Annotated in this window: 23 protein-coding genes and 1 pseudogene; all 24 read left to right on the top strand. The window is 41.5% G+C overall.

Annotation, left to right across the window (positions count from 1 at the left end):
- Positions 1 to 9 precede the first annotated feature (9 nt).
- The 24 genes and pseudogenes from AB5916_RS08315 (at position 10) to AB5916_RS08200 (ending at position 23415) form a co-directional block, all read left to right on the top strand.
- Complete coding sequence (locus AB5916_RS08315) at positions 10 to 1017, top strand: LCP family protein (RefSeq protein ID WP_368190250.1); 1008 nt, start codon at positions 10 to 12, stop codon at positions 1015 to 1017.
- Between the two features lie 85 nt (positions 1018 to 1102).
- Positions 1103 to 1843, top strand: a complete 741-nt coding sequence (locus AB5916_RS08310) for a YveK family protein (RefSeq protein WP_368190249.1) — start codon at positions 1103 to 1105, stop codon at positions 1841 to 1843.
- Positions 1840 to 2580, top strand: coding sequence for a CpsD/CapB family tyrosine-protein kinase (locus AB5916_RS08305; RefSeq protein ID WP_368190247.1), 741 nt, complete (start codon positions 1840 to 1842; stop codon positions 2578 to 2580). The genes AB5916_RS08310 and AB5916_RS08305 overlap by 4 nt, the downstream gene beginning before the upstream one ends.
- A gap of 165 nt (positions 2581 to 2745) precedes the next feature.
- Positions 2746 to 3324 carry a hypothetical protein gene (locus tag AB5916_RS08300; protein WP_368190245.1) on the top strand — a complete coding sequence of 193 codons (579 nt, stop codon included), beginning with the start codon at positions 2746 to 2748 and terminating at the stop codon, positions 3322 to 3324.
- A gap of 156 nt (positions 3325 to 3480) precedes the next feature.
- On the top strand, positions 3481 to 4932 hold the full coding sequence (locus tag AB5916_RS08295) for a sugar transferase (RefSeq protein ID WP_368190243.1): 1452 nt from the start codon (positions 3481 to 3483) through the stop codon (positions 4930 to 4932).
- A gap of 41 nt (positions 4933 to 4973) precedes the next feature.
- Positions 4974 to 6104, top strand: a complete 1131-nt coding sequence (locus tag AB5916_RS08290; RefSeq protein WP_368190242.1) for a glycosyltransferase family 4 protein — start codon at positions 4974 to 4976, stop codon at positions 6102 to 6104.
- Positions 6104 to 7303: a glycosyltransferase gene (locus AB5916_RS08285; protein WP_368190240.1), complete on the top strand. Its 1200-nt coding sequence runs from the start codon at positions 6104 to 6106 to the stop codon at positions 7301 to 7303. Before AB5916_RS08290 ends, AB5916_RS08285 begins: the two co-directional genes overlap by 1 nt.
- A gap of 17 nt (positions 7304 to 7320) precedes the next feature.
- Positions 7321 to 8295: a glycosyltransferase gene (locus tag AB5916_RS08280; protein ID WP_368190238.1), complete on the top strand. Its 975-nt coding sequence runs from the start codon at positions 7321 to 7323 to the stop codon at positions 8293 to 8295.
- 145 nt (positions 8296 to 8440) lie between these two features.
- Positions 8441 to 9622, top strand: coding sequence for a radical SAM/SPASM domain-containing protein (locus AB5916_RS08275; protein ID WP_368190237.1), 1182 nt, complete (start codon positions 8441 to 8443; stop codon positions 9620 to 9622).
- A 118-nt stretch (positions 9623 to 9740) separates the two neighbouring features.
- Entirely contained in the window at positions 9741 to 10277 is a 537-nt protein-coding gene (locus AB5916_RS08270; protein WP_368190235.1) for a DapH/DapD/GlmU-related protein, read from the top strand.
- Positions 10252 to 11067: a 6-hydroxymethylpterin diphosphokinase MptE-like protein gene (locus AB5916_RS08265; protein ID WP_368190234.1), complete on the top strand. Its 816-nt coding sequence runs from the start codon at positions 10252 to 10254 to the stop codon at positions 11065 to 11067. Before AB5916_RS08270 ends, AB5916_RS08265 begins: the two co-directional genes overlap by 26 nt.
- Before the next feature lies 1 nt (position 11068).
- Positions 11069 to 11725: an acylneuraminate cytidylyltransferase family protein gene (locus AB5916_RS08260; protein ID WP_368190233.1), complete on the top strand. Its 657-nt coding sequence runs from the start codon at positions 11069 to 11071 to the stop codon at positions 11723 to 11725.
- Positions 11726 to 11748: 23 nt separating this feature from the next.
- Complete coding sequence (locus AB5916_RS08255) at positions 11749 to 13323, top strand: aldolase catalytic domain-containing protein (RefSeq protein ID WP_368190231.1); 1575 nt, start codon at positions 11749 to 11751, stop codon at positions 13321 to 13323.
- A gap of 14 nt (positions 13324 to 13337) precedes the next feature.
- Positions 13338 to 14360: a PfkB family carbohydrate kinase gene (locus AB5916_RS08250; RefSeq protein ID WP_368190230.1), complete on the top strand. Its 1023-nt coding sequence runs from the start codon at positions 13338 to 13340 to the stop codon at positions 14358 to 14360.
- A 14-nt stretch (positions 14361 to 14374) separates the two neighbouring features.
- Positions 14375 to 15583 carry a hypothetical protein gene (locus tag AB5916_RS08245; protein WP_368190229.1) on the top strand — a complete coding sequence of 403 codons (1209 nt, stop codon included), beginning with the start codon at positions 14375 to 14377 and terminating at the stop codon, positions 15581 to 15583.
- On the top strand, positions 15580 to 17097 hold the full coding sequence (locus tag AB5916_RS08240) for a lipopolysaccharide biosynthesis protein (protein WP_368190227.1): 1518 nt from the start codon (positions 15580 to 15582) through the stop codon (positions 17095 to 17097). Before AB5916_RS08245 ends, AB5916_RS08240 begins: the two co-directional genes overlap by 4 nt.
- Before the next feature lie 140 nt (positions 17098 to 17237).
- Positions 17238 to 17494: pseudogene (locus AB5916_RS08235) on the top strand (nucleotidyltransferase); the annotation flags it as partial.
- 1309 nt (positions 17495 to 18803) lie between these two features.
- On the top strand, positions 18804 to 19772 hold the full coding sequence (locus AB5916_RS08230; RefSeq protein ID WP_368190226.1) for an alpha/beta hydrolase: 969 nt from the start codon (positions 18804 to 18806) through the stop codon (positions 19770 to 19772).
- Between the two features lie 230 nt (positions 19773 to 20002).
- Entirely contained in the window at positions 20003 to 20905 is a 903-nt protein-coding gene (locus AB5916_RS08225) for a sugar phosphate nucleotidyltransferase (protein WP_368190225.1), read from the top strand.
- A complete protein-coding gene (locus AB5916_RS08220; protein WP_368190224.1) occupies positions 20905 to 21513 on the top strand; it encodes a VanZ family protein in 609 nt (202 codons plus the stop codon). Before AB5916_RS08225 ends, AB5916_RS08220 begins: the two co-directional genes overlap by 1 nt.
- 108 nt (positions 21514 to 21621) lie before the next feature.
- The gene (locus AB5916_RS08215; protein ID WP_161283974.1) at positions 21622 to 21951 is read left to right on the top strand and encodes a hypothetical protein; all 330 of its coding nucleotides are present in this window, start codon (positions 21622 to 21624) and stop codon (positions 21949 to 21951) included.
- Between the two features lie 51 nt (positions 21952 to 22002).
- Positions 22003 to 22395 (top strand): pyridoxamine 5'-phosphate oxidase family protein, encoded by a 393-nt coding sequence (locus AB5916_RS08210; protein ID WP_368190223.1) that lies wholly within the window; start codon positions 22003 to 22005, stop codon positions 22393 to 22395.
- A 105-nt stretch (positions 22396 to 22500) separates the two neighbouring features.
- Positions 22501 to 22884, top strand: coding sequence for a VOC family protein (locus tag AB5916_RS08205; RefSeq protein ID WP_161283976.1), 384 nt, complete (start codon positions 22501 to 22503; stop codon positions 22882 to 22884).
- A 15-nt stretch (positions 22885 to 22899) separates the two neighbouring features.
- On the top strand, positions 22900 to 23415 hold the full coding sequence (locus tag AB5916_RS08200) for a GNAT family N-acetyltransferase (protein WP_368190221.1): 516 nt from the start codon (positions 22900 to 22902) through the stop codon (positions 23413 to 23415).
- Positions 23416 to 23417 lie beyond the last annotated feature (2 nt).

Below are 23417 nucleotides of genomic sequence, written 5' to 3'. Positions count from 1 at the left end.
AGGAACAGTATGACCAGATACAGAAAAAAATCAGAAATCAAGCGTATATATGCGAAGATTGGGATATTTATTGCTATACTTGCAGCAGGATTCGCTATCATATCCTGCATCCTTGGCATGGCAGACAGGCAGTCCCTGAAGAATACCGTTCAGAAGAATGAGGATAATAAGATCCTCTATCAGGGTACTGCGTATGTGCCAAGAGGAAATCTGGAGACCTATCTTTTTGCCGGTATCGATGATCCGGGAAAAGTGGAACAGATCAGTGAATATGATGGCAGCGGTCAGTGTGATGTACTGATCCTGTTGGTACGGGATCGAAGTACCGATCAGTGCCAGATGGTAACGATAGATCGAAATACGATCACACCAGTTCAGAGTCTGGAGGATGATGGGAGCTACATCAGTACAGATGATATGCAGATTTCACTGGCACACGCCATGAGCCTGGATCATATTACCAGGGCAGAGAATACAGTTCAGGCAGTGTCCACTCTTCTGAGTGGAGCCAGGATCGACTATTATGCCATGGTAAATATGGGAGCGATCCAGACAGTGAACGATCTGGTAGGCGGTGTTACTGTTACTATCCAGGATGATTTCACCGGTGTGGATGACAGCTTGAAAAAAGGAGAAACCGTTACTTTGACTGGATCTCAGGCAGAGCATTTTATTCGTGGCAGGATGACGATGAAGGATGATGATACCAATCAGAACCGTATGGCGCGTCAGACACAGTATGAGGATGGCTTCAAGACAGCATTCCGGCAGAAGTGCAAGGAAGACAATACCTTCCCACTTCAGATGTATCATGTGCTGGAAGATTATATGACTACGAATATCAACGCCAAAAAGTTCAGTCGCCTGTCGCTTCTTTTGACAGATGGCAGGGAGGTTGGAAGGCTGTCCATTGATGGGAAATATGGCGTGGATGACAGCGACTGGCAGACCTTTGTACCGGATGAAAACAGTCTGGAACAGGTGATACTGACCTTATTCTATGAGAAGCAGAAATAGATTCTTGTAAGAAACAGGACAAAAGATGCTTTCCAATATGCATTGAATAACTATCAATAAGAAAACAGTACAAGGAGAAAGGAAAATGAATCAGAATCAAACAAACGAGGAGATGGAGATCAATCTTCTGGATCTGGCAAACAAGCTGCTGGATAAGTGGTATTACCTGCTTCTCTGCCTGCTGGCAGGTGCGGTGCTGCTGAATGCATATGCTTTTTTCTTCATTGAACCTACCTACGATTCCACATCAAAATTATACGTAGTATCTGCATCCGATGACTCAGTGGTTAATCTAAGTGACCTGAATCTGGGTACATCCCTTACTGCAGATTATGAAGAACTGATGCTTAGCTATCCGGTATTGAATCTGGTTATTGATAAGCTGCACCTGGATATGACACCGGATGATCTGAAAGGACTGTATTCCTTAAGCAATCCGGCTGATACACGTATTCTTCAGATCACAGCAACCACTACAGACCCGCAGCTTTCCATGGATCTGGCAGAAGCAATGGCAGAAGTGGCAGTATCCTATCTTCCGGAGACTATGAGCACACTGGCACCAAATATAGCCCAGCATGCCAAGCTGGCAGATTATAAGGCAGGCCCAAGTTACAAAAAGTATACAATGATCGGTGCGCTTCTGGGGCTTTTTATTATGGCTGGGATTCTGGCGGCACAGTATCTTATGGATGATACCATACATACTGCAGAAGACATGGAGAAATATTTTGGCCTGGTACCGCTTACCACGATTCCGGACAGCGAGCAGGTGGTTGATTTTGAAGAAGAGGTACATTCCGGAAAGAGAGGACATAGAAGATGAAGCAGCTGACGATCACCCTTCCTGAATTGCCATATGCAGTAGAAGAGGCAATGAACCGTTTGCGTATCAATATTAAATTCTGTGGCAAGAATACACGAAAGATCCTGTTGACAAGCTGTCTGCCAAATGAGGGCAAAAGCACGGTATCTTCCTACCTGTGGAAGATGCTGGCTGAGGCCGGGTTTCCTACTGTGCTGGTAGACGCTGACCTGCGTAAATCCGTGATGAGGAAGCGCCTCCAGATCGAATACAAGGAGGATGTGCGAGGCCTGAATCATTACTTATCCGGCATGGCAGAATACGATGAAGTAGTCTATCAGACCAACGTAGCCAATGGATATCTGGTGCCGTGCACACAGCTTCTGGAAAGCCCGTCTGCCTTACTGGAGGACAGTCGTTTCCGGGATCTTCTGAATACCCTGGCAGAGAATTACCGTTTTGTCATAATTGATACACCACCTCTTGGCAGTGTATCTGACAGTGCACTGATTGCTTCCATGTGTGATGGAGCAGTACTAGTCATACGTGCCGGAGTTACCCCAAAGGGTATGATCAAGCAATCCTTATTTGAATTGGAGCAAGTCAGTTGTAAACTGCTTGGAACCGTACTGAATCGTGCAGAAGTACATAGCCGTGCCTATGGCAAATATTACAGCAAGTATTATGGGAAATATGGAAAGAAATATGGATATGGTTATGGCTATGGAAAAGAAGAAAAACCGGATGCAGGCAAATAAGCTTTGCAACGCAGGAAGATAAGCGTGCATCCGATGATATATCATATGGATCCGGAAGCACAAAGCTGTACCGGAATGGCGCACAGACGTCACTGAATCTTGGATAAATGGAAGGTGCGTGGAAGCTTCTGTTTATTGATACATGCAACAAAAGGAGTGAGAAACATGAAACTTTCTAAAAGAATCGCCCTTATTTTTGCTTCTTTACTGATGGTTCTTTGTGTATCAGTATCGGTATCCGCAAAAGAATCACCGACAAAACAATCCTTTAAGGCTTCTCTGAAGCAGTCTGCAGTGGTATATGATGGCAAGACTCATAAACCATCTGTAGTTGTAAAAGACCTTAATGGCAAAACGCTTAATAAGAAGTACTACACTGTACAAGCAAAGAAAGTGAAAAATGCCGGTACCTATACCGTTACTATAAAAGGTAAAGGAAAATATGCCGGATACGTTCAAAAGCTTACTTACAAGATCAAACTGAGGAAACAGAAAGTATCTGTATCCAAGTCGAATATTACAGTAAGGTACAACAGAAATAAAGCTACAAGCCAGGTGGTTAAAGTTACTAAGAAGACCGGAAGGGTTACCTACAAAACCAACAGCTCCAGGATCAAAGTCAACAAATATGGCAAGATCACTGTGGCTAAGGGCACCAGAAAAGGTGTTTATCGTATAACAGTTACTGTTAGAGCAAAGAATTACAGGACAGTAAAGAAATCTATTAGAGTTACTGTAAAATAAGCCGGCTATTTGGCAAAAAAGCTTTAGCAAGTTCCCCAACCACGCAGGGGAACGCTGGCTTATTATAGCAGTACCCTCAGAATTACAGAGGTAATCTCAGACCATTATGTTACCACCAATATACGTTTTGAAAAATAGAAGGAAAAAGAAAAATACATGTATAGAAAAGATTCTGAAGGATGGATAAAGCATCTGGACTTTATTATTTTAGATTTGATCTGTTTGCAGATAGCATTTATATTGGCGTATGCGTTTAGTGGATATGGGATCAATCCATATACAAATTTTAATTACAGAAATATGGCAGTATTTATCGAAATGGCAGATCTGCTGGTAATGTTTGAAGCAAATACAATGAAAAATGTTCTGAAACAAGATTTTTACAGGGGATTTGTTTTAACGGTGCGCCAAGGGGTGACGATCGGGGCACTTTCTTTAGTATATCTGTTCATGTTACAGCGGAGCCATTCTTATTCCAGACTTGCGTTAGTGCTGACTATCATAATATACATATTGCTTACGTACCTGATAAGAGTGCTCTGGAAACGCCATCTACGTAAAAAAATGAAAGAGGATGGGGATTGCTCTTTATTGCTGGTGGTTTCTGAAGATGTGGCTAATACAGTAGTAGAGAACATGATAACACATAATTATGGCAGATATAAGATCGCCGGTATCGCTGTCATTGATAAGGAGATGACAGGTCAACATATAGGCGGTGTGGAAGTGGTTACGGACATGGCGAATGCTGCCGAATTTGTATGTAAGCAATGGATCGATGAAGTACTGATTGCAACCTCCGGCACGGTGCCTTATCCCAAAGAACTGATCCGGCAATTCACAGAAACAGGTGTGACTGTACATCTGAACCTGGTAAAGGTACAGAGCGTACCAGGCAAGAAACAGTTCGTGGAAAAGATCGGAGATTATACAGTCTTAACCACCAGTATTAATTATGCATCTACCCAGGAGCTTATGCTGAAACGTCTGATGGATATTGTAGGTGGCTTGGTTGGATGTCTGGTTACAGGGATCTTATTTATATTCCTTGCACCTGCCATCTATATAGCATCCCCCGGCCCCATTTTCTTTGCCCAGGAGCGTGTAGGAAAGAATGGAAAACGTTTCAAGATGTACAAATTCCGCAGTATGTACATGGATGCGGAAGAACGTAAAGCGGAACTGATGAAAGATAATAAACTGGGTGATGGAAAGATGTTTAAACTGGATTTCGATCCACGGGTCATTGGAAATAAGATCTTGCCCGATGGAACTCATAAGACAGGCATCGGAGAATTTATCCGGAAAACAAGTATTGATGAGTTTCCACAGTTTTTCAATGTATTAAAAGGAGATATGTCTATTGTGGGGACACGTCCGCCACTTATTTCCGAGACAAACCTATATGAGCTTCACCAACGTGCAAGACTGGCCATTAAGCCAGGGATAACCGGCATGTGGCAGGTGAAAGGACGCAGCACGATTACCGATTTTGAAGAGGTTGTAAGGCTTGATAAAGAATATATTGAGAACTGGAACTTTGGAATGGATATCAAGATCTTACTTGAAACATTGTTAGTGGTTTTTAATAAAAAGGGAGCTGTCTAAGCTTCAGTCATTTTAAATGGACTGTATTATGGAGAAAAGCGATGGAAAAGAACTTAAGGTTGGCTGTATTTGGCCACAAACGGTGGTCCAGAGAGGGCGGTATCGAGATCGTGGTAAAAGAGTTATGTACCCGGATGGCCCACATGGGATGTCAGGTAACATGCTACAACAGGTCAGGGCATCACGTCAGTGGGGCAGAATATGACAATACGGATCAAATGGAATATCAGGGGATCTGCCAGAAATATGTTCCCACGATCGAACAGAAAGGGCTTGCGGCCGTAAGTTCTTCCTTCTTCGCAGCTCTCTTTTGTGCACTGGGAAAATATGATGTGGTTCATATTCATGCTGAGGGACCGGCCTTTTTCGCATGGCTTCCCAAGTTGTTTGGCAAAAGAGTCATAGTCACCATTCACGGGATCGACTGGCAGCGTGAGAAATGGAAGTCTGGTTTTGGATCCAGATTCATCCGGCAGGGTGAAAGAAATGCGGTAAAATATGCAGATGAAATAATTGTCCTAAGCAAAAGTGTTCAGGATTATTTCAGTGATACATATGGCAGAACCACTCGATTCATACCTAACGGTGTGAATCCTCCGGAACTGAAAGCAGCGGAGCATATTACAGCCAAATATGGACTGACAAAGGATTCTTACATCTTATTCCTGGGTCGCCTGGTACCGGAAAAAGGGATCCGATATCTGATCGAAGCATTCAAGCATGTTCACACAGATAAAAAACTGGTGATTGCCGGTGGCTCCAGTGATACGGATTCTTTCATGAAGGAGATGGAAGATCTGGCCAAAGAAGATGGAAGAATCCTTTTTACCGGATTTGTGCAGGGGCAGATGCTGGAAGAATTATATAGTAATGCCTACATTTACACATTGCCTTCAGATCTGGAAGGCATGCCCCTGAGCCTGCTGGAAGCAATGAGCTATGGGAATTGCTGTCTGGTTTCCGATATTCCGGAATGTGCAGAAGTAGTGGAAGATAAGGCACTAACCTTCAGGAAATCCGATGTGAATGCTCTCAGGGAAAAGCTGCAAGATGCCTGCGATCATCCTGAAAAGATCAAGAAGTATAAAGAACAGGCAGCAGACTTTATCTGTGGGAAATACAACTGGGATGATGTTGCAGAAGAAACGATAAAGCTATACAGGAGAACATGATGAGAAGTTTGATGATAAATAAATTTTTATATCCCAATGGCGGCAGCGAGACGTACATATTCAAATTGGGTGAGGCACTGGAGCAGCATGGACACGAGGTTCAGTACTTCGGTATGGAGCATGAAGGCCGCTGCGTGGGCAACCGTGTCAATGCTTATACATCTGATATGGACTTCCACGGTGGCAGCAAACTGAGCAAGCTGACCTACCCGATCAAAACTATCTACAGCAAGGAAGCGCGGGTGCAGCTGAGAAAAGTTCTGGACGACTTCAAGCCGGATGTCTGTCACCTGAACAACTTCAACTACCAGCTGACACCTTCCATCATTCTGGAAATCGTGAAGTGGCGCAAGGAGACCGGAAGAGATTGCAAGATCATCTTCACGGCACATGACTACCAGTTGGTCTGCCCGAACCACATGCTGAACAATCCGAACACTCACCAGAACTGTGAGAAGTGCCTGGGCGGCCATTTCGTTAACTGCATGAAAGGCAAGTGCATCCACGGCTCCACGGCGAAGTCAGCCATCGGCATGATGGAGGCTGAGTTCTGGAAGTGGAAGGGCACCTACAAGTACATTGACACCATGATCTGCTGCTCGGAGTTCATGAAGAGCAAGATGGACAGCAACCCACTGTTTGCGACCAAGACCGTGGCGATGCACAACTTCATCGACAAGGTGGAGTGGAAAGAAACGGAGAAGAAGGATTACGTCCTCTACTTTGGCCGCTTCTCTGAAGAAAAGGGCATCGGCACACTCATTAGGGTCTGTAAGGAGCTGCCGGATGTACAGTTCATCTTCGCCGGCACTGGCCCGCTGGAAGAGACGGTAAATGGTATTAAGAACATCAAGAACGTTGGCTTCCAGAAAGGCGAGGCACTGGAAAAGCTCATCCGTGAGGCACGGTTCTCCATCTATCCGTCTGAGTGGTATGAGAACTGCCCGTTCTCCGTAATGGAATCCCAGATGTATGGCACACCGGTGCTGGGAGCGAACATTGGTGGCATCCCTGAACTGATTCAAGTCGGCAAGACCGGCGAGCTGTTTGAGAGCGGCAATGCCGAAGATCTGAAGAAGAAGATCGAGAAGCTCTGGGCTGATAAGAAGCTGTGCGCGAAGTACAGTGCGAACTGTAAGGACATCAGCTTCGATACTATCGATGAGTATTACGAGAAAATTATGAAGGTGTATCAGTAAGGGAGGGGGACAGGCCGATGGTTTATATGCTGTTTGATAACCCGGCAGATAAACAGAATATGACATTTCTGAACAGCTATGAAACAGCCAAGATTCGGCAGGTTTATCCTCACCAGAAATGTAATTCCACTAAAGAAATGCTGGCAGCCTGCAAGGATATAATCAAGCAGTCGGCCGATGGTGACACTATCATCTGCTGGTATGATTTCATGGCTGTTCTGTGCTGGTGGCTGTGTAAGGTACAGTTCAAAAATAGAAAAATTATTGCACTGAATATATTACTCAAAGATAAAGCATCTACTAAGAACAAAGTGGCGAAGCTCTTATACAAGCCAGTTCTGAAATCAAAAAAGGTTCAAGCGACTGTGACCTCTAAGAAGTACGGTGAACACTTGAACGAAATGCTCGGAATCCATAAGAGATACACACTGCTGCACGATACCTATCATGGTGGTTACAGTATCGAATATGAAGGCGAAGTAGTGCCGAATAGTGTATTCTGCGGCGGACGGAACGGTCGCGACTGGGAGTTTCTGATTAGAATTGCACAGACGATGCCGGAAGTTACATTCAACTGTGTTATGCCGAAGGATAAGTTTGAAGAGTACAAAGAGAACTTCGGCAAAAATATGGTGGTGAAGTCGGATATTCCTGAACAGGAATTCCTTGAGTTTATGTGTCAGTCACAGCTGGTAGTTACGCCGTTGGATACGGAGGCACCGGCTGGATTGATTGCTTTTTACCAGACAGCCGCCAATGGGAAGATGGCAATTACGTCGGATACGGTAACTACACAGGAGTATTTCGCCGATGGCAGAGGTGCTTTATGTGGTAAGGATATAGAAGACTGGAAAAATAAAATTCAGTACTACTTACAGCATAGAGAAGAAGCTAATGTTTGTGCAGCAAAGTACAAGAGTTTCCTTGAGAGTGAATGTTCAGAGGAAAAATATGCAAAGACACTGTGGGGGATGCTTACGGAACGCCGGTAATCCTTATATTAGAAAAATGGTCTGCTGGCATATATCTTCACAGCTGTTGCAGTCATCTGTGGGTCGGTTGTGTTCTCGGTATGTGCCAAGTGGTTCTTAAATAAAATCGAAACATTCTTAAAAGAGAGAGTTAGGAGAGTTAATCATGTCTGAAGAAAAGAAGTTAAATGGTACGGTCATCGTCACTTATCGCTGCAACGCTCGTTGTTCTATGTGCAACCGTTATAAGGCACCTTCCAAGCCGGAGGAGGAAATCAGCATTGAGACCATCAAGAAGCTGCCAAAGATGTATTTCACCAACATTACCGGCGGCGAGCCGTTCATCCGCACCGACCTGAAAGATATCGTGCGTGAACTGTACAAGAAGTCTGACCGTATCGTTATTTCGACGAACGGTTTCTTTACCGACCGTATCGTTGACCTGTGCAAAGAGTTCCCGCAGATCGGTATCCGCATATCTATCGAAGGTCTGGAGCAGACCAACAACGAGATCCGTGGTTTGCAGAATGGCTACCAGCGTGGTTATGGCACGCTGAAGAAACTGCGTGAGATGGGCATGAAGGATGTCGGTTTCGGTATGACCGTTCAGGACAAGAATGCTCCCGACCTGGTGCCTCTGTACAAGATCTCTGACGAGATGGGTATGGAGTTTGCAACTGCTTCTCTGCACAACAGCTTCTACTTCGTTGAGGCCAAGAACATCATCCATGACCGTCCGATGGTTGCTAAGAACTTCGAGAATCTGGTCAATGAACTGCTCCGCAGCAATAGCCCGAAGAAGTGGTTCCGTGCATACTTTAACCACGGTCTGATCAACTACATCTATGGCCAGAAGCGTCTGTTGCCTTGCGACATGAGCTTTGATACCTTCTTCATCGACCCGTATGGCGATGTTATGCCTTGCAATGGTACCAAGGATAAGGAAGTCATGGGCAACCTGAACAATCAGACCTGGGACGAGCTGTGGAACAGCCCGGAGGCCGAGAAGGTTCGTGCTAAGGTTCGCTGCTGCGACCGTGACTGCTGGATGATTGGTTCTGTTTCTCCGGCTATGCACAAGTACATCTGGAAGCCTGCTACTTGGGTTCTGGTACATAAGTTCAAGGCTCTGTTCACTAAGCATCCGTACAGCATGTACGAGCTGAAGATCTGCCGCGACTACCGCGATGGCAAGGTCACCAAGGAAGATCTGGACAAGTGCAGCACCTGCGATATGAACTGTGTGATCAACAACGGTCTGAGTGAAGCCTCCAAGGAGCAGCTGAAGCATAAGACCGGCGAGGAAATCGTAGATGCCGATATCGCACAGCAGATGGAGAATAAGTGACACATTTCAAGATTTTGTGAAATACAATGAAGCTTATTACGTGCTTTAGGAGGTAACGAAGAAAAACTATGGCTGTTAAGATAAAAAGATGTGTAAAAACTCTTTTGGGAAGAATTAGATGTGTGATAAATGGCATTACTTGTCCGGGGGGGTATATATTGGAAGAAATGTGCACTTCACCAGCGGCAAAAAAATTAAATTAGGGAAGAATGTATCGATAAGACCGGAGTGTGATTTGTTTGCTGGAGAGAGGTTTCAGATTGGTGATAATTGTGATATAGGAACAAGAAATCGCATTGCCGGAAACATAGTAATTGAAGATTCAGTATTGTTTGGACCAGATAACTTTGTATGTTCACACACGCATACTTTTGATGATATAAATATACCAATAATGTATCAGAAAGAGCATGAAGAACATAAAAACGGGCATACAGAACTCAAAATCGGAGAAGGCAGTTGGATTGGAACTCATGTTGCAATTATTGGTGATGTTCATATTGGAGAGCATTGTGTCATTGGTGCTAATTCGGTTGTGACAAAAGACATTCCAGCCTATTCCATTGCGGTGGGGAGTCCAGCAAAAGTAGTTCGACAGTACAGCCAAGAAAAAGGTGAATGGATAAAGTATGAAGATAAAAAATGTACTAATTAGTGCAAGAGAGAAAAATAGAGTGCTGCAGTATTGTTCTTTTCTTATAAAGAAGATGAAGTTTTCAAGGGAAGAGAAATGCTTTTTGACAAAAAGAAAAAATATTGATCAGATAAGAAAAGTGAAGAACAAATATGAAGGGAAGAGGTGCTTCATTGTTGCAACTGGACCTAGTTTGACAGTGGATGATTTGAAACTTATTTCTAATGAAATAACGTTTGGAATGAATTCTATTGTTAAAATGTACGACAGTATTAGTTGGAGACCTACATTTTATGGTATACAGGATTCCTTAGTGTATGAGAAACTGGAAAGTGTTATCAAAAAAGAGTACAAAAATGCCACAAATGTGTTCGTAGGAAGTAATTTGGCAGAACAATTTGAAATTCCATCAAATTTTGTACAATTTCCATACGATAATTATTACCATGAAGCAGAACGTGATATCGGAAAATATTTTGCTAAATTTTCCGACGACGCATGTAACGTTGTGTATGACGGATATTCTATTACATATTCGTTGATTGAAATTGCTATTTATATGGGATTTAAAGAAATCTACCTTCTCGGTGCAGACTGTAACTATCCAAAGGGAGAGAAAAACCACTTTGTAGAGAGCGGATTTGTTGATAAGAATGCTGCATCGAATCCAATCAGAATGCGTGTTGGATATCAGGCTGCAAAAGAATATGCGGATGCGCACGGAATCAAAATCGTAAACTGTACCCGTGGTGGCATGTTAGAAACATTTAAAAGAATGAAATTGGAAGATGTTTTAAAGGAGAGAGATTAAAATGAAAACAATAGCAATTGTTCCTATGAAGCTTAATAATCGTCGTTTGCCGCAGAAAAATACTAAGAGCTTTACCAACGGAAAACCGCTTTGCCATTATATCTTGTCTACTCTTTTGACAGTTGAGGGTATAGATGAGGTATATGTTTACTGCAGTAATCCAGATATTCAGGAATTTATCCCGGAAGGAGTAAAGTATCTTCAGCGTTCGACCAGTTTAGATCAGGATACTACAAAGATGAATGAAGTGCTGCACTGCTTTGCAAATGAAGTACCGGCAGATATTTATGTGATGACCCATACGACAGCTCCGTTCATTAAGAAAGAATCCATCGAAAATGGATTGGAAGCAGTTAAGAGTGGGGAATATGATTCTTCGTTTGCGGCAAAAAAGTTACAGGATTTTCTATGGAAAGATGGAAAGCCGTTTAACTATGAGCTGAATAATATTCCACGCACACAGGACTTACCAGCACTTTATGAAGAAACCAGTGGCTTCTATATTTATAGAAGCAATGTTATGACAGACCTTAATCGTCGAATTGGCGATAAACCATTTATCGTTGAGGTAGGCGAAATTGAAAGTGTTGATATCGATGAGGCAGAGGATTTTATGATTGCTGATGCAATCTATAACTATCAGCTTCAGCAAAAGTAAAATCAATTTTATGGAGAAAGTATATGAGCAAAATACAGGTACTGGACTGCACACTTAGAGATGGTGGTTATTGCAATAATTGTAGATTTGGCTTTGATAATGAGAAAAAAATTGTTCGCGGACTTGTAGAAGCCGACATCGATATTATTGAATGTGGTTTCCTCATGAATACGGTGGAATATGATAAAGATGTCACAAGATTTACTTCTCTCGATGAGGTTGCAAAAATTATTCCACAAAATAAAGAGGGTAAAACCTTTGTGATGCTTACTGACTATGGTAAGTATCGTTTCGAAGACTTGCCAGAGTACGATGGAACTTCTGTAGATGGTTTGCGTGTAGCTTTTCATAAAAAAGATCGCGTGGCTGCATTGGAAGAATGCAAAGCTATTAAAAGCAAGGGGTATAAGGTCTTTGTCCAAGCAATGGTTTCATTGAGCTATACGGATGAAGAATTCCTTGATCTGATTCGTCGCGTGAATGAATTAGAGCCTTATGCGTTTTATATCGTGGACAGTTTTGGCATGATGAAACGTAAAGATTTAACCAGACTCTTCTATTTGGTTGAGCATAATCTAAAAGAGAATATTAAGATCGGCTTCCATTCGCACAATAATATGCAGTTAGCTTACTCGAATGCTCAGAGTCTGGTCGATCTGCATTCTGATAGAGAGCTGATTATTGACGCTTCTGTCTATGGGATGGGGCGTGGTGCTGGAAATTTGAACACAGAGCTGTTCGTCCAGTACCTGAATGATAATGCTGACGGCAATTATGATATCAAACCGTTGCTATCTATTATCGATGAAATTTTGAATGAATTCTATCAGCGTAACTACTGGGGCTATTCGTTACCGAATTATTTGTCTGCGGCACACAATGCACATCCGAATTATGCAGGATATTTGGACGATAAAAAGACTCTAACTGTTGAAAATATGAATGAAATTTTTGACATGATGGATGAGGATAAGAAAGTATCCTACGATAAAGACTATATTGAAGAACTTTATCTGAGATATATGGCAACGGGAAAGTCACAGGAAGAACATAAGGCTGAATTAATTGAGAACTTAAATGGGAAAACAGTTTTGTTAATTGCTCCAGGAAAAAGTTCGATAGAGGAAAAGGATGAGATTACATCTTTTCTAAATGAAGATGTCGTGACGGTAAGTGTTAACTATAACTATCCTCTTGTGGACACAGACTATATTTTTCTGAGCAATTTGAGGCGCTTTAGAGAATTGGATGTATCAAACAGAGGAAAGTGCATTGTTACATCAAATATTCCGGCAGATAATGTTTATCTCCAGACAAAATATCGAGATCTTCTGTGTGACATTGACGCAGTGAAAGATAATGCAGGTCTGATGGCAATTAAGTTCTTTGCACAGATGGGTGTGAAAAAGATTTATTTGGCTGGGTTTGATGGATATTCTCACGATGAAAAAGAAAACTATGGGGAATCTACAATGGCGTTCGTTACGAGAACGGCTGTCCTTGATGCAATGAACCAAGGAATGACAGAGATGCTGAAAAAGTATAGAGCACTTGTAGAACTGAACTTTTTAACCAAACCACATTATGTGAAGATTTGAGGAGACAGTATAGGATGAAAGTGCTTTCTTTTGGCGAGATTCTTTTAAGATTAGCATCGCCTGGATATACAAAATTATTTCAAAAAGATAGTTTGGATGCTACTTTTTGTGGCGGAGAAGCAAATGTTGCAGTGTCGCTGGCCAACTTTGGTGTACCGTCAGAGTTTTTAACTGTTGTTCCCGATAATGATGTCGGACGTGCATCATTGAATGCCCTGAGGTATTTTGGTGTTGACACGAGCAAGACCTTTTTTAAGAATGGTAGAATGGGACTTTATTATCTTGAAAAGGGTGCTTCGCAGCGCCCATCTAAGGTGATCTATGATCGAGCATTTTCATCAATTGCTTTGGCTGAGCCAGCAGACTTTGATTGGGATGCGTTGTTTGATGGCGTGAGCTGGTTCCACTGGACAGGGATCAATCCGGCTTTGTCCAACAATATGGTTCAAATCTGTGAGCAAGCCTGCAAAAAAGCAAAAGAAAAGGGCATCACGATTTCCTGTGATCTGAACTTCAGAAAAAATCTTTGGAGTTCCGAAAAAGCTCAGAAAGTGATGAGTAACCTTGTTCAGTATGTTGATGTTTGCATTGCAAATGAAGAAGATGCGGACAAGGTTCTTGGGATTAAAGCACCAAATAACAATGTCGAATCTGGAAAGCTGAATAAGAGTGGCTATGAGTATGTAGCGAGGGAAATTTGCGAACGATTCGGTTGCAAGAAAGTAGCTATTACATTGCGAGAGAGCATCAATGCAAGCCGCAATGGATGGAGCGGAATGATATATGATGCAAGTGGTGTGGCAAATTATTCCTCTCATTATGATATTGATATTGTAGATCGAGTGGGTGGTGGCGATAGCTTTACTGGAGCAATGATTTACAGCTTGATTACAGGTAAAGATGATAAGGATGCCATTGAATTTGCAGTTGCCGCGAGTTGCCTGAAACATTCGATTGAAGGGGACTTTAACAGAGTGACTGTATCTGATGTAGAGAACCTGATAAAGAATGGAGGGAATGGAAGAGTTCAAAGATAAGAGGGGGTTAGAATATGATTATTTATAAATGTGATATTTTTGCATACGCAATTGTTCTTTTCCCTATTTTTAATCTGATTGGAGGATGGACTGGTTACTATGATGAAGTAATTGGTCTAATATCGTTGTTCTATGTGATAGTTCTTCTTATAAGAAAAGGGCTGGAAAAAGAAGATCGTAAAATTTTTTTGATACTATGTGCTGTGACATGCATAGGGTTGATTTCCAATTTTTTGAGCAAGTTAACAAATAATGCAATGGCTGTTGCTGTTGATATTTTGTGGCTTTGGAAAATGTATGCGTGTTTTATCGCATTTAGGTATATAGCATCAAATAGATATTACGGAAAAAGAATAAACTATGTACTTATAAAATATGCAAAGTTTATAATTGTAACATGTTTTCTTATGTCATTGATTGGCCAAGTTGTTGATATTGGTGTAACAGGAAAAATTGAGTTTGGAAATATAAAAAGTTTTCTCTTTTTTTGGAATAATGCTATACAAACAGGTTGGCTACTATTTGGTGCCGTTGTCATATTGGCATTCTCAGGTATATCTGAAAAGAAATTTAGAAGATATCTAATTCTAGCCATAATACCTATGCTGTTAACCTGTTCATCTTTGGTTTTATGTTGGGTCTTTGCTGCACTTTACTTATTCTGGATGTTAAATGAGGATAAGCTCTTTAAAAAAAGATATTTACTGTTTCTTGCATTGGGAGTCGTAATATTTACTTCGGCTGACATTTCGACCTACATTCTTTCAGAGTCGGTAAGAATGACGATGTTGAAGTATGGGGCAATAACAGCAAATACTTATTTTCCTTTTGGATCCGGTTTTGCTACATACGGCTCCGAGATGGCGGCTAGATATTACTCACCTTTGTATATAAAATATGGCTGGGAGCATTTGTGGGCACTAGGACGTGGTGGCAAGTTTCTCAATGATAATTTTTATGCAAGCATTATTGGGCAGTTTGGGTGGATTGGATTTGGACTCTATTTGCTTATTTTACTGTGTCTCTTAAATCTGTTTAACTCTAGAGATTTTAATAAAAGAGAACGGGCAACAACGATTGCTACGGTTATCACAATTGCTGTTGTAATGATCGGCAGTGCATCAGCCAAGTCGATGATGGGTGTGTTTATGTTCGCCATACTTGGCTTAGCATCGTCCAAAAGCGAGTGGGAGAATAATGATGAAGAGGAATTTCAAATATGAACGAAGGACGATTGAAAAATTCCATAAGAAATGTTTTTGGAGCACTGATAAATAAAGCAACAGCAATAATATTTCCATTTGTTATACGAACAATTATTTTGTATTATTTGGGTACAGAATATGCAGGATTGAGTAGCTTATTTACATCAGTTTTGCAGATTTTAAGTTTGAGCGAACTTGGAATAGGCTCAGCTATAGTGTTTAGTATGTATAAGCCGGTTGCAGAAGGCAATGATGTTGAAATTAATGCATTATTAAAATTGTATCGAAAATTTTATTACATTATCGGTACGGTGATACTTCTTGTGGGTGTTACATTGATTCCGCTGATTCCAAGGCTGATTGATGGAACCTACCCTTACGACATTAATTTGTATGCATTGTATCTGGTATATCTTTCCAATACAGTACTTAGTTATTTCTTATTTGCGTATAAAACATCTATTCTTAACGCATTTCAAAGAAGTGACATTGAAAGCAATTTGACAACGTTGATTAATACAGGAATGTATATTCTTCAAATTATTACGTTGATCGTTTTTAGAAACTATTATCTATATATCGTATGGCTTCCGGTTGCAACGATTGTAATCAACATAGTGAGGTCTCATATTGTGGATAAGCAATATCCAGCGATACGTTGTGCGGGTGAAGTCTCACAAGGAGTAAAACAGGATATATTTAAAAGGGTAGGTGCTTTAATCGGTCATCAGCTAAGCGGTACGGTAAACTGTTCTTTGGATAATATTGTTGTTTCTGCATTTTTGGGTTTGAAAGTAGTTGCGCAATATGGAAACTACTATTATGTTGTTTCTGCTTTGTCAGGAGTCATGCAGGTAACGTTCAATGCCTTAACAGCAAGTATAGGAAATAGCCTTATAAAGGAATCGAAAGAAAAAAATTTATCGGATTTTTATGACCTGCAGTACATTAATAGTTGGATTGTCGGCTGGATGTGTATTACCATGATTTGTATATATCAAGACTTCATGGAACTATGGGCTGGAAAAAATCTGCTTTTTACATTTGATATTGTCATATTGTTTGTTATTTATTTTTATTCATGGCAGATTCGCAGAACGGTATTAACATACAAAAATGCTTGTGGAATGTGGTGGGCTGACAAAGTAAAACCTTATGTTTCTGTGATTACAAATTTAATCCTAAATTTTTCACTTGTACAGATTTGTGGAATATATGGAGTAATGCTGTCTACAATTGTGTGCTACATATTTATAGAAGCTCCGTGGGAAACACATGCATTATTTAAGGAGTATTTTCACCGGGGAACAGGCAAGTATTGGAAAAATGTATTGATATACACTTCAATGACTGTTGCGCTGATGTTTGTAACATGGAGTGTATGTGCGTGTGTAAAGGTAAATGGATTATTTGCTATTTTGATAAAGGGAGTAATATGCACTATTCTGCCAAATGTGCTGTGGATTCTGTTTACATTTAAAATGCGTGGTTTCAGTAGAGCTATGAGCGTTGTCAAAAAGATAATCAAATAATACACTATGTTGCGTGTTGCTGAGCGTTTTATGAAAAGGATTATTATATTTTAAAAAAGTGACATTGGAAGGAAATAAACAAAATGCAAACAATATTGCTTATAATGGCGGCTGGTATCGGTAGCCGCTTCTGAACAGGAATTAAGCAGTTGGAGTCAGTGGACGATGCTGGACATATTATCATGGACTAATCAGTCCATGATGCAATTGAAGCTGGCTTTAATCATGTAGTATTTATTATCTGTAAGGATATCGAAAAGGAATTCAAAGAGGTCATCGGTGATCGCATTGCCTCTATCTGCAAATCTCACAATGTAACGTGGACTACGCTTTCCAAGATATCAACGATATTCCGGGAACTCTGCCAGAAGGCCGGACAAAGCCATGGGGAATCGGTCATGACATTACGTGCCAGACCCCGGCAAACAAGTATAAACTTTATAAAAGTTCTATAAACAAAAGTTTACATTTTGCGTAGTATGGGCACATTGGCAATGCCATTTAGCTAGATGTTCGAGTGCTACATTCCAAGTGCCAGACCCTGGTACTTAAAAAAGTGCCAGACCGTGCGTCCAGCAAAGGGTGTATAATCCGGCGGGTGGAAATCCCGTCAAATAAGCTGCTAACCACAGCATTTGAAGCGAGTCTTGAGTGTGTTACAGTAATGTAATGGGCTAAGCGTAGACAGCAAGGTTGCAGGGACAGCAATTGAGCGCCGAAATACCATAAATCGGAGTGCCGACTCTGTGGTCTGAGGGGAAGGCAACATGTGGGTTTATCGTTAAGGTGAGATTTCACACAGCTCTGCGGCGTCGGAAGGACCTGTTCATGTAATACAAGGATTGCACATCAACTGGAGAGAGCCTATATTTTCTCAGCTTTAGAAAAAAGGAGCAGAGTATGTCTTGTCAATAAAAGAAAGAGAGACAAAAGAAATATAGGTAGTCGGATAGTTCCATAGTACCGTTGAAGGTGGGTAATGCCGCTGGAGGGAAGGGAACTACATGTGGCAATATCCGAGAAAGAAACTTGCCCAATACACAGAGATTGGCATGACGAGGAAACTGATTTCAAGGAGAAAAGTGTCAGATACACAGAGATCAGACATACGATTAGCCATATGAAGAGCCGGATGCGGGAAAGCCGCACGTCCGGATCTGTGAGGAGCGTACCTTGTGAAAGGTACGTCTACTCGACCCAGGTACTAAACTGTAAACGCAAAATGAACAAAATATGACTAAAAAGTCGAATGCTGTCGAATTAGAGTGTCAAATTTACGTGCCAGACCCCAGGTACTATGCAATAGTCGTTTTCTTGGTTGTATCAATAGTTGTTGTTTTAATAAATGCTATTTTTTATAACATTGAAACGCGAAAGGGAATTAAAATACTGCTTAAACGCATCAGTAACTGAGATTAGTAAAGGCTAATATGCTAAAATTTCTGCTCGCATATGGAGTGTTTTTACAATACTGAGTCAAAGTTAAAAATCCACATTTTTGTTAGTGGGAAATAAAGAACCTGTAGAGATAATTATAAAATGGCTGCGTGGAATACAGAAAAGAAGTTGGATTAATGTAGGACATTTATAAATAAACACGATTTGAATCTGATTATCAGTCAAATGAAAACATGATTGTGGTGTTAGAATATTGCAACTTCTCTTTGATAAATTCGGCTAAGTGATATGGAGATTCTGTACAATGTATGGGAATTGCGATGATGAAAACATGTGTAAATAGAAGACGAATTTTAATAATCCTGTTGATTTTAAGTATTGGAATATTGGCACTGCTGGGAATAAGTAAATACTCTTTTCAGAAAGCCTGCCTGAGAAGAGAAATTCGATGGCCAGATTTAGGAATTGCTGATGACTGGCAGTATGAAATTCTTACAGAGGCATATAAAATAAAAAATGAGCCAAATAGAAAAATTACAATTACGGCATCTGATGGAGTACAATTAGTTGGTCACTATTATGAAAGAAAGAAAAATGCGCCAGTCATAATCTTTTTTCATGGGCTTTGGGGTAATTGTTATACGAATAGTGTGCCAATCTATAGAATAACAGAAGAAAAAGAATGGAATCTTCTGTTGGTGAACTTACGAGCACACAATGAAAGTGAAGGTGACGTTTCAACACTTGGCGTTTTAGAAAGATACGACTGTCGTGAGTGGGCAAATTGGGTGGATTCTGAATTTGGAGAACAGGTACCTATATTCCTTATGGGAATTTCCATGGGAGGAACGGTAGCAGTGATGAGTAGTGATTTAGAATTGCCGGAATCAGTTTGTGGAATTATTGATGATGCTGGGTTTACATCACCATTAGAAATGATAAAAATAGACAGTAAAGAGAAACTTCGTTTTGAATTACTGACAGATTTATTCCCTCGGATAGTGAATGCAGGAACAAAAATTTGGGGCAGATTTGACTTGAAAGAAGCAAACGCATGTGCCGCAGTGTCTAAGACAAGTGTGCCAGTTCTAATTATTCATGGAGACAAGGATAAGAAAGCACCGGTATCTATGGCGTATAAAATTTACAATAGTTGCAAAAGTGAAAGAGAGTTGTACATAGTTTCTGAGGCAGAACATACTGGATGCTATAGAACAGATCCTGAAAAATACAAAATGATTGTTTCTGAATTTATTGAAAAACATATTCCGCGATGAAGAAAGAACAATCTATGTTTTTAGAATAAGACCACATTGGTGCCAGACTAAGATTACGTGCCAGACACCTGGTACTAAACTTGATATATTACAAATGTACTAAAGATAAAAGCTATGCAAGATACATTAGAGAGCGGAGTTGCCTAGGCAACGATCTATGATTGGCAGAGATGTGAAGAATAAAAACTATGATAAAATCAATTTGATAGAAAAAACTTGGAGAAAAAACAATGAATACAACATTACTTATCATGGCTGCTGGTATCGGTAGCCGCTTCGGAACGGGAATCAAGCAGTTAGAGCCAGTCGATGATGCTGGACATATCATCATGGACTATTCCATCCATGATGCGATTGAGGCTGGCTTCAATCATGTGGTATTTATCATCCGCAAGGATATCGAGAAGGAGTTCAAAGCGGTTATCGGTGAGCGTATTAAAGCTATCTGCGTTGCCCATGATGTGACGGTGAATTATGCTTTCCAAGATATTAACGATATCCCTGGAAATCTGCCGGAGGGCCGTACAAAGCCGTGGGGAACCGGTCAAGCTGTGCTTGCTGCGAAAAACGTGATTGATACCCCGTTCATCGTGATCAATGCAGATGATTACTATGGAAAAGAAGGCTTCAAAGCCGTCCATGAGTATTTGGTGAATGGTGGCAAGTCTTGCATGGCGGGATTTGTGCTGAAGAACACATTGTCCGATAATGGCGGTGTAACCCGTGGCATCTGCAAGATGGATGAGCAGAATAATCTGACTGAGGTTGTGGAGACAAAGAACATTGTAAAGATTGTGACTGGAGCAGATGCAGACGGAGTGGCTGTGGATGTGAATTCTCTGGTATCCATGAATATGTGGGGACTGACACCTGATTTTCTGGATGTACTGGAAGAGGGCTTCAAAGAGTTCTTTGAGAAAGAAGTCCCGGGCAATCCTCTGAAAGCAGAGTATTTGATCCCTATCTTCATCGGTGAATTGCTGGAGCAGGGAAAGATGTCTGTAAAGGTTCTGAAAACCAACGATACCTGGTATGGCATGACTTACCATGAGGATGTCGCAGCAGTAAAGGATAGCTTTAAGAAGATGCTGGAGAACGGTGTGTACAAGGCTGACTTGTTCAGTGATTTGTAATGGAAATAATAAAAGTATTGGCCAAAATCCTCACAAACATCCTGACTGCTCTGTATGAGCCATTTGGATTTTCACTCTTGCTGTCCTTTCTGGCAATGTTTTTCTACCTGTATGCGTATGAGCCTCAAGATGCCGGCAAAGGCTGGAAGAACGCCATAGTGACTTGGTATCAGAAATTCAAAGAGAGCGTGTTATTTCGGAAATTGTTCTTGTTGGCTTTTGTGACTTCCATGATCTTGTTCAGAACGTTACTGAATCGGAATCTGTGGCTGAATCCTTTATCTGATGTCATGGGTGGCTGGGGCATCTGGGAAACCGTGAACGGCGAACAGAAGCTGACCACCGAGTGCATCGAGAATGTGATCATGATGGTGCCGTTTAGTTCTGTAGTGATGTGGACATTCGAAGAAAAGATAGGAAACGGCTGGAAGAAGATGCTGTGGCAAAGTGGAAAGATAGCGTTTATCTTCTCGGTAAGCATTGAGATGCTACAATTATTACTTAGATTGGGAACGTTCCAGCTATCAGACATCTTCTATAACACAGTCGGCGGAGTAGTAGGTGGTTTGGTGTACTATGCGACGATGAAGGCAAGAAAGCGTCTGTAAAAGAGTATAGTTTTGTGATATACTAAAAAAAGAGACTTTTATGTTGTTCTCATACCTACACAATACTTAATTTAAATGATTATAATTTTGGAAAGAGGTTTGTGTCCTATGCCCAGAACTAAAGGTAGTAAGAATAAGCCCAAAACTGTGACTGCAGATTTTGCAACACAGATTGCAGAAAAGCAGTCCGCAAAGGAAGCACTCACAGCCGAGATCGCATCCATTACCGCTAACATTGATACTTTGAAGGCTGACCTGAAAGAAAAGAAGACTGCTCTGAAGAAGGCCGAAAAAGAAGTGGCATCCTTGGAAGCGAAGAAAGCAAAGGCAGATGCTAAGGCTGCTGAAGAAGCTAAGAAGACCGAAGCAGAGGCTGTGCTGAAGAAGTTGCTGGCAAGCGGCATGAGCGCGGATGAGATTCTGGAAAAGCTGAAATAAAACCATAAAACTATAAAACACACACGACTATGTGGGAAAGGAAAGAATTAAATGGAAGAAATCGTAAAGTTCTTAAAAGAAGCTGAAACATATTACTTGGCAACGGTCGAAGGCGACCAGCCGAGAGTGCGTCCGTTTGGCACGGCACATATTTTTGAAGGCAAGCTGTACATCCAGACTGGCAAGAAGAAGGATGTTTCCAAGCAGCTGCATGCCAATCCGAAAGCAGAACTGTGTGCATTTAAGGGCGGCGAGTGGATTCGCATTGCCGGCGAACTGGTAGAGGATGACCGTGTGGAAGCGAGAGAATCTATGCTGGATGCCTATCCGAGTTTGAAGAAGATGTATGCCGCAGATGATGGAAACACTGAGGTGTTTTACTTCAAGAATGGTGTGGCTACCATTAGTTCTTTCACCCATGAGCCGAAAGTGATCAAGTTTTGATGATACGCCGTGTGGACAAACTGAACTCCAGGAGTTCACACGGTAATTTTTGAAGGCTTTTGTATAGTTTGCAACGGAAATAAAAGTAATGGAGCGTGAGAAAAAATGAATTTATCAAAAATACATCATATTGCAATCATCGTGTCTGACTACGAAGCCGCAAAGGATTTCTATGTGAACAAGCTGGGATTCTCTGTCATCAGAGAAAACTACCGCCCAGAGCGTAAAGACTGGAAGCTGGATCTGCGTGTCAATGAATACACAGAGCTGGAGATTTTTGCTGAGGAAAACCCGCCGAAGCGTGTGAACCGTCCGGAAGCATGTGGGCTGCGTCACCTTGCCTTCTGCGTGGAGAGTGTGGAGCAGACAGTGAAAGAACTGGCAGAGGTGGGAATTAAATGTGAGCCGATTCGTGTTGACGATTATACCGGCAAGAAGATGACCTTCTTCCATGACCCAGACGGCCTGCCGCTGGAACTGCACGAGTAAAAAGAGGTGAACAAAATGATATTCCGTAAGGCTGAAAAAGAAGATTTCGACAAAATAAGATCCCTGTACTGGAACTTGATTGATCAGGAGAAGGATGACCCGTCATTTCCACAATGGAAGAAAGGAATCCATCCATCGGATGAAATGATACAGGCCAGTATTGATAAGGGAGAACTGTATGTGCTGGCAGATGGTGATGAAATTGCGGCATGCGTGATAGCAAATGATGAAAAGGTCGATGGCTATGCAGATGCTCCGTGGCAGATTAATTCGGATGAGATAATTGTTCTTCATGTTCTGGCAGTGAATCCGGGCCAGAGAGGAAAAGGACTCGCGCGGAGATTAGTGGAGAATGTGATTGAACTGGAGAGAAAAGCTGGCAGGAAAGCATTGAGGCTTGATGTAATCGAGAACAACACAACTGCCGAAAAGCTGTATCAGAAACTGGGCTTTCAATATGTTCAGACAAAAACGCTCTATTATGATGTAGTCGGGAAGATGACGTTCAAATTGTATGAGCTGGTGCTGTGAGC

It is taken from the genome of Blautia sp. 1033sp1_1033st1_G9_1033SCRN_220408 (assembly GCF_040929965.1).
Lineage (GTDB): Bacteria > Bacillota > Clostridia > Lachnospirales > Lachnospiraceae > Blautia_A > Blautia_A ammoniilytica.
The sequence above is the reverse complement of the archived record's forward strand: the minus strand, read 5'-3'. Positions and strand labels throughout refer to the sequence as shown.

Bases quoted from the DNA above. Each gene is read 5' to 3' on its own strand.
- AB5916_RS08315 (WP_368190250.1), top strand. From the start codon at position 10: ATGACCAGATACAGAAAAAAATCAGAAATCAAGCGTATATATGCGAAG.
- AB5916_RS08310 (WP_368190249.1), top strand. From the start codon at position 1,103: ATGAATCAGAATCAAACAAACGAGGAGATGGAGATCAATCTTCTGGAT.
- AB5916_RS08305 (WP_368190247.1), top strand. From the start codon at position 1,840: ATGAAGCAGCTGACGATCACCCTTCCTGAATTGCCATATGCAGTAGAA.
- AB5916_RS08300 (WP_368190245.1), top strand. From the start codon at position 2,746: ATGAAACTTTCTAAAAGAATCGCCCTTATTTTTGCTTCTTTACTGATG.
- AB5916_RS08295 (WP_368190243.1), top strand. From the start codon at position 3,481: ATGTATAGAAAAGATTCTGAAGGATGGATAAAGCATCTGGACTTTATT.
- AB5916_RS08290 (WP_368190242.1), top strand. From the start codon at position 4,974: ATGGAAAAGAACTTAAGGTTGGCTGTATTTGGCCACAAACGGTGGTCC.
- AB5916_RS08285 (WP_368190240.1), top strand. From the start codon at position 6,104: ATGAGAAGTTTGATGATAAATAAATTTTTATATCCCAATGGCGGCAGC.
- AB5916_RS08280 (WP_368190238.1), top strand. From the start codon at position 7,321: ATGGTTTATATGCTGTTTGATAACCCGGCAGATAAACAGAATATGACA.
- AB5916_RS08275 (WP_368190237.1), top strand. From the start codon at position 8,441: ATGTCTGAAGAAAAGAAGTTAAATGGTACGGTCATCGTCACTTATCGC.
- AB5916_RS08270 (WP_368190235.1), top strand. From the start codon at position 9,741: ATGTGTGATAAATGGCATTACTTGTCCGGGGGGGTATATATTGGAAGA.
- AB5916_RS08265 (WP_368190234.1), top strand. From the start codon at position 10,252: ATGAAGATAAAAAATGTACTAATTAGTGCAAGAGAGAAAAATAGAGTG.
- AB5916_RS08260 (WP_368190233.1), top strand. From the start codon at position 11,069: ATGAAAACAATAGCAATTGTTCCTATGAAGCTTAATAATCGTCGTTTG.
- AB5916_RS08255 (WP_368190231.1), top strand. From the start codon at position 11,749: ATGAGCAAAATACAGGTACTGGACTGCACACTTAGAGATGGTGGTTAT.
- AB5916_RS08250 (WP_368190230.1), top strand. From the start codon at position 13,338: ATGAAAGTGCTTTCTTTTGGCGAGATTCTTTTAAGATTAGCATCGCCT.
- AB5916_RS08245 (WP_368190229.1), top strand. From the start codon at position 14,375: ATGATTATTTATAAATGTGATATTTTTGCATACGCAATTGTTCTTTTC.
- AB5916_RS08240 (WP_368190227.1), top strand. From the start codon at position 15,580: ATGAACGAAGGACGATTGAAAAATTCCATAAGAAATGTTTTTGGAGCA.
- AB5916_RS08230 (WP_368190226.1), top strand. From the start codon at position 18,804: ATGGGAATTGCGATGATGAAAACATGTGTAAATAGAAGACGAATTTTA.
- AB5916_RS08225 (WP_368190225.1), top strand. From the start codon at position 20,003: ATGAATACAACATTACTTATCATGGCTGCTGGTATCGGTAGCCGCTTC.
- AB5916_RS08220 (WP_368190224.1), top strand. From the start codon at position 20,905: ATGGAAATAATAAAAGTATTGGCCAAAATCCTCACAAACATCCTGACT.
- AB5916_RS08215 (WP_161283974.1), top strand. From the start codon at position 21,622: ATGCCCAGAACTAAAGGTAGTAAGAATAAGCCCAAAACTGTGACTGCA.
- AB5916_RS08210 (WP_368190223.1), top strand. From the start codon at position 22,003: ATGGAAGAAATCGTAAAGTTCTTAAAAGAAGCTGAAACATATTACTTG.
- AB5916_RS08205 (WP_161283976.1), top strand. From the start codon at position 22,501: ATGAATTTATCAAAAATACATCATATTGCAATCATCGTGTCTGACTAC.
- AB5916_RS08200 (WP_368190221.1), top strand. From the start codon at position 22,900: ATGATATTCCGTAAGGCTGAAAAAGAAGATTTCGACAAAATAAGATCC.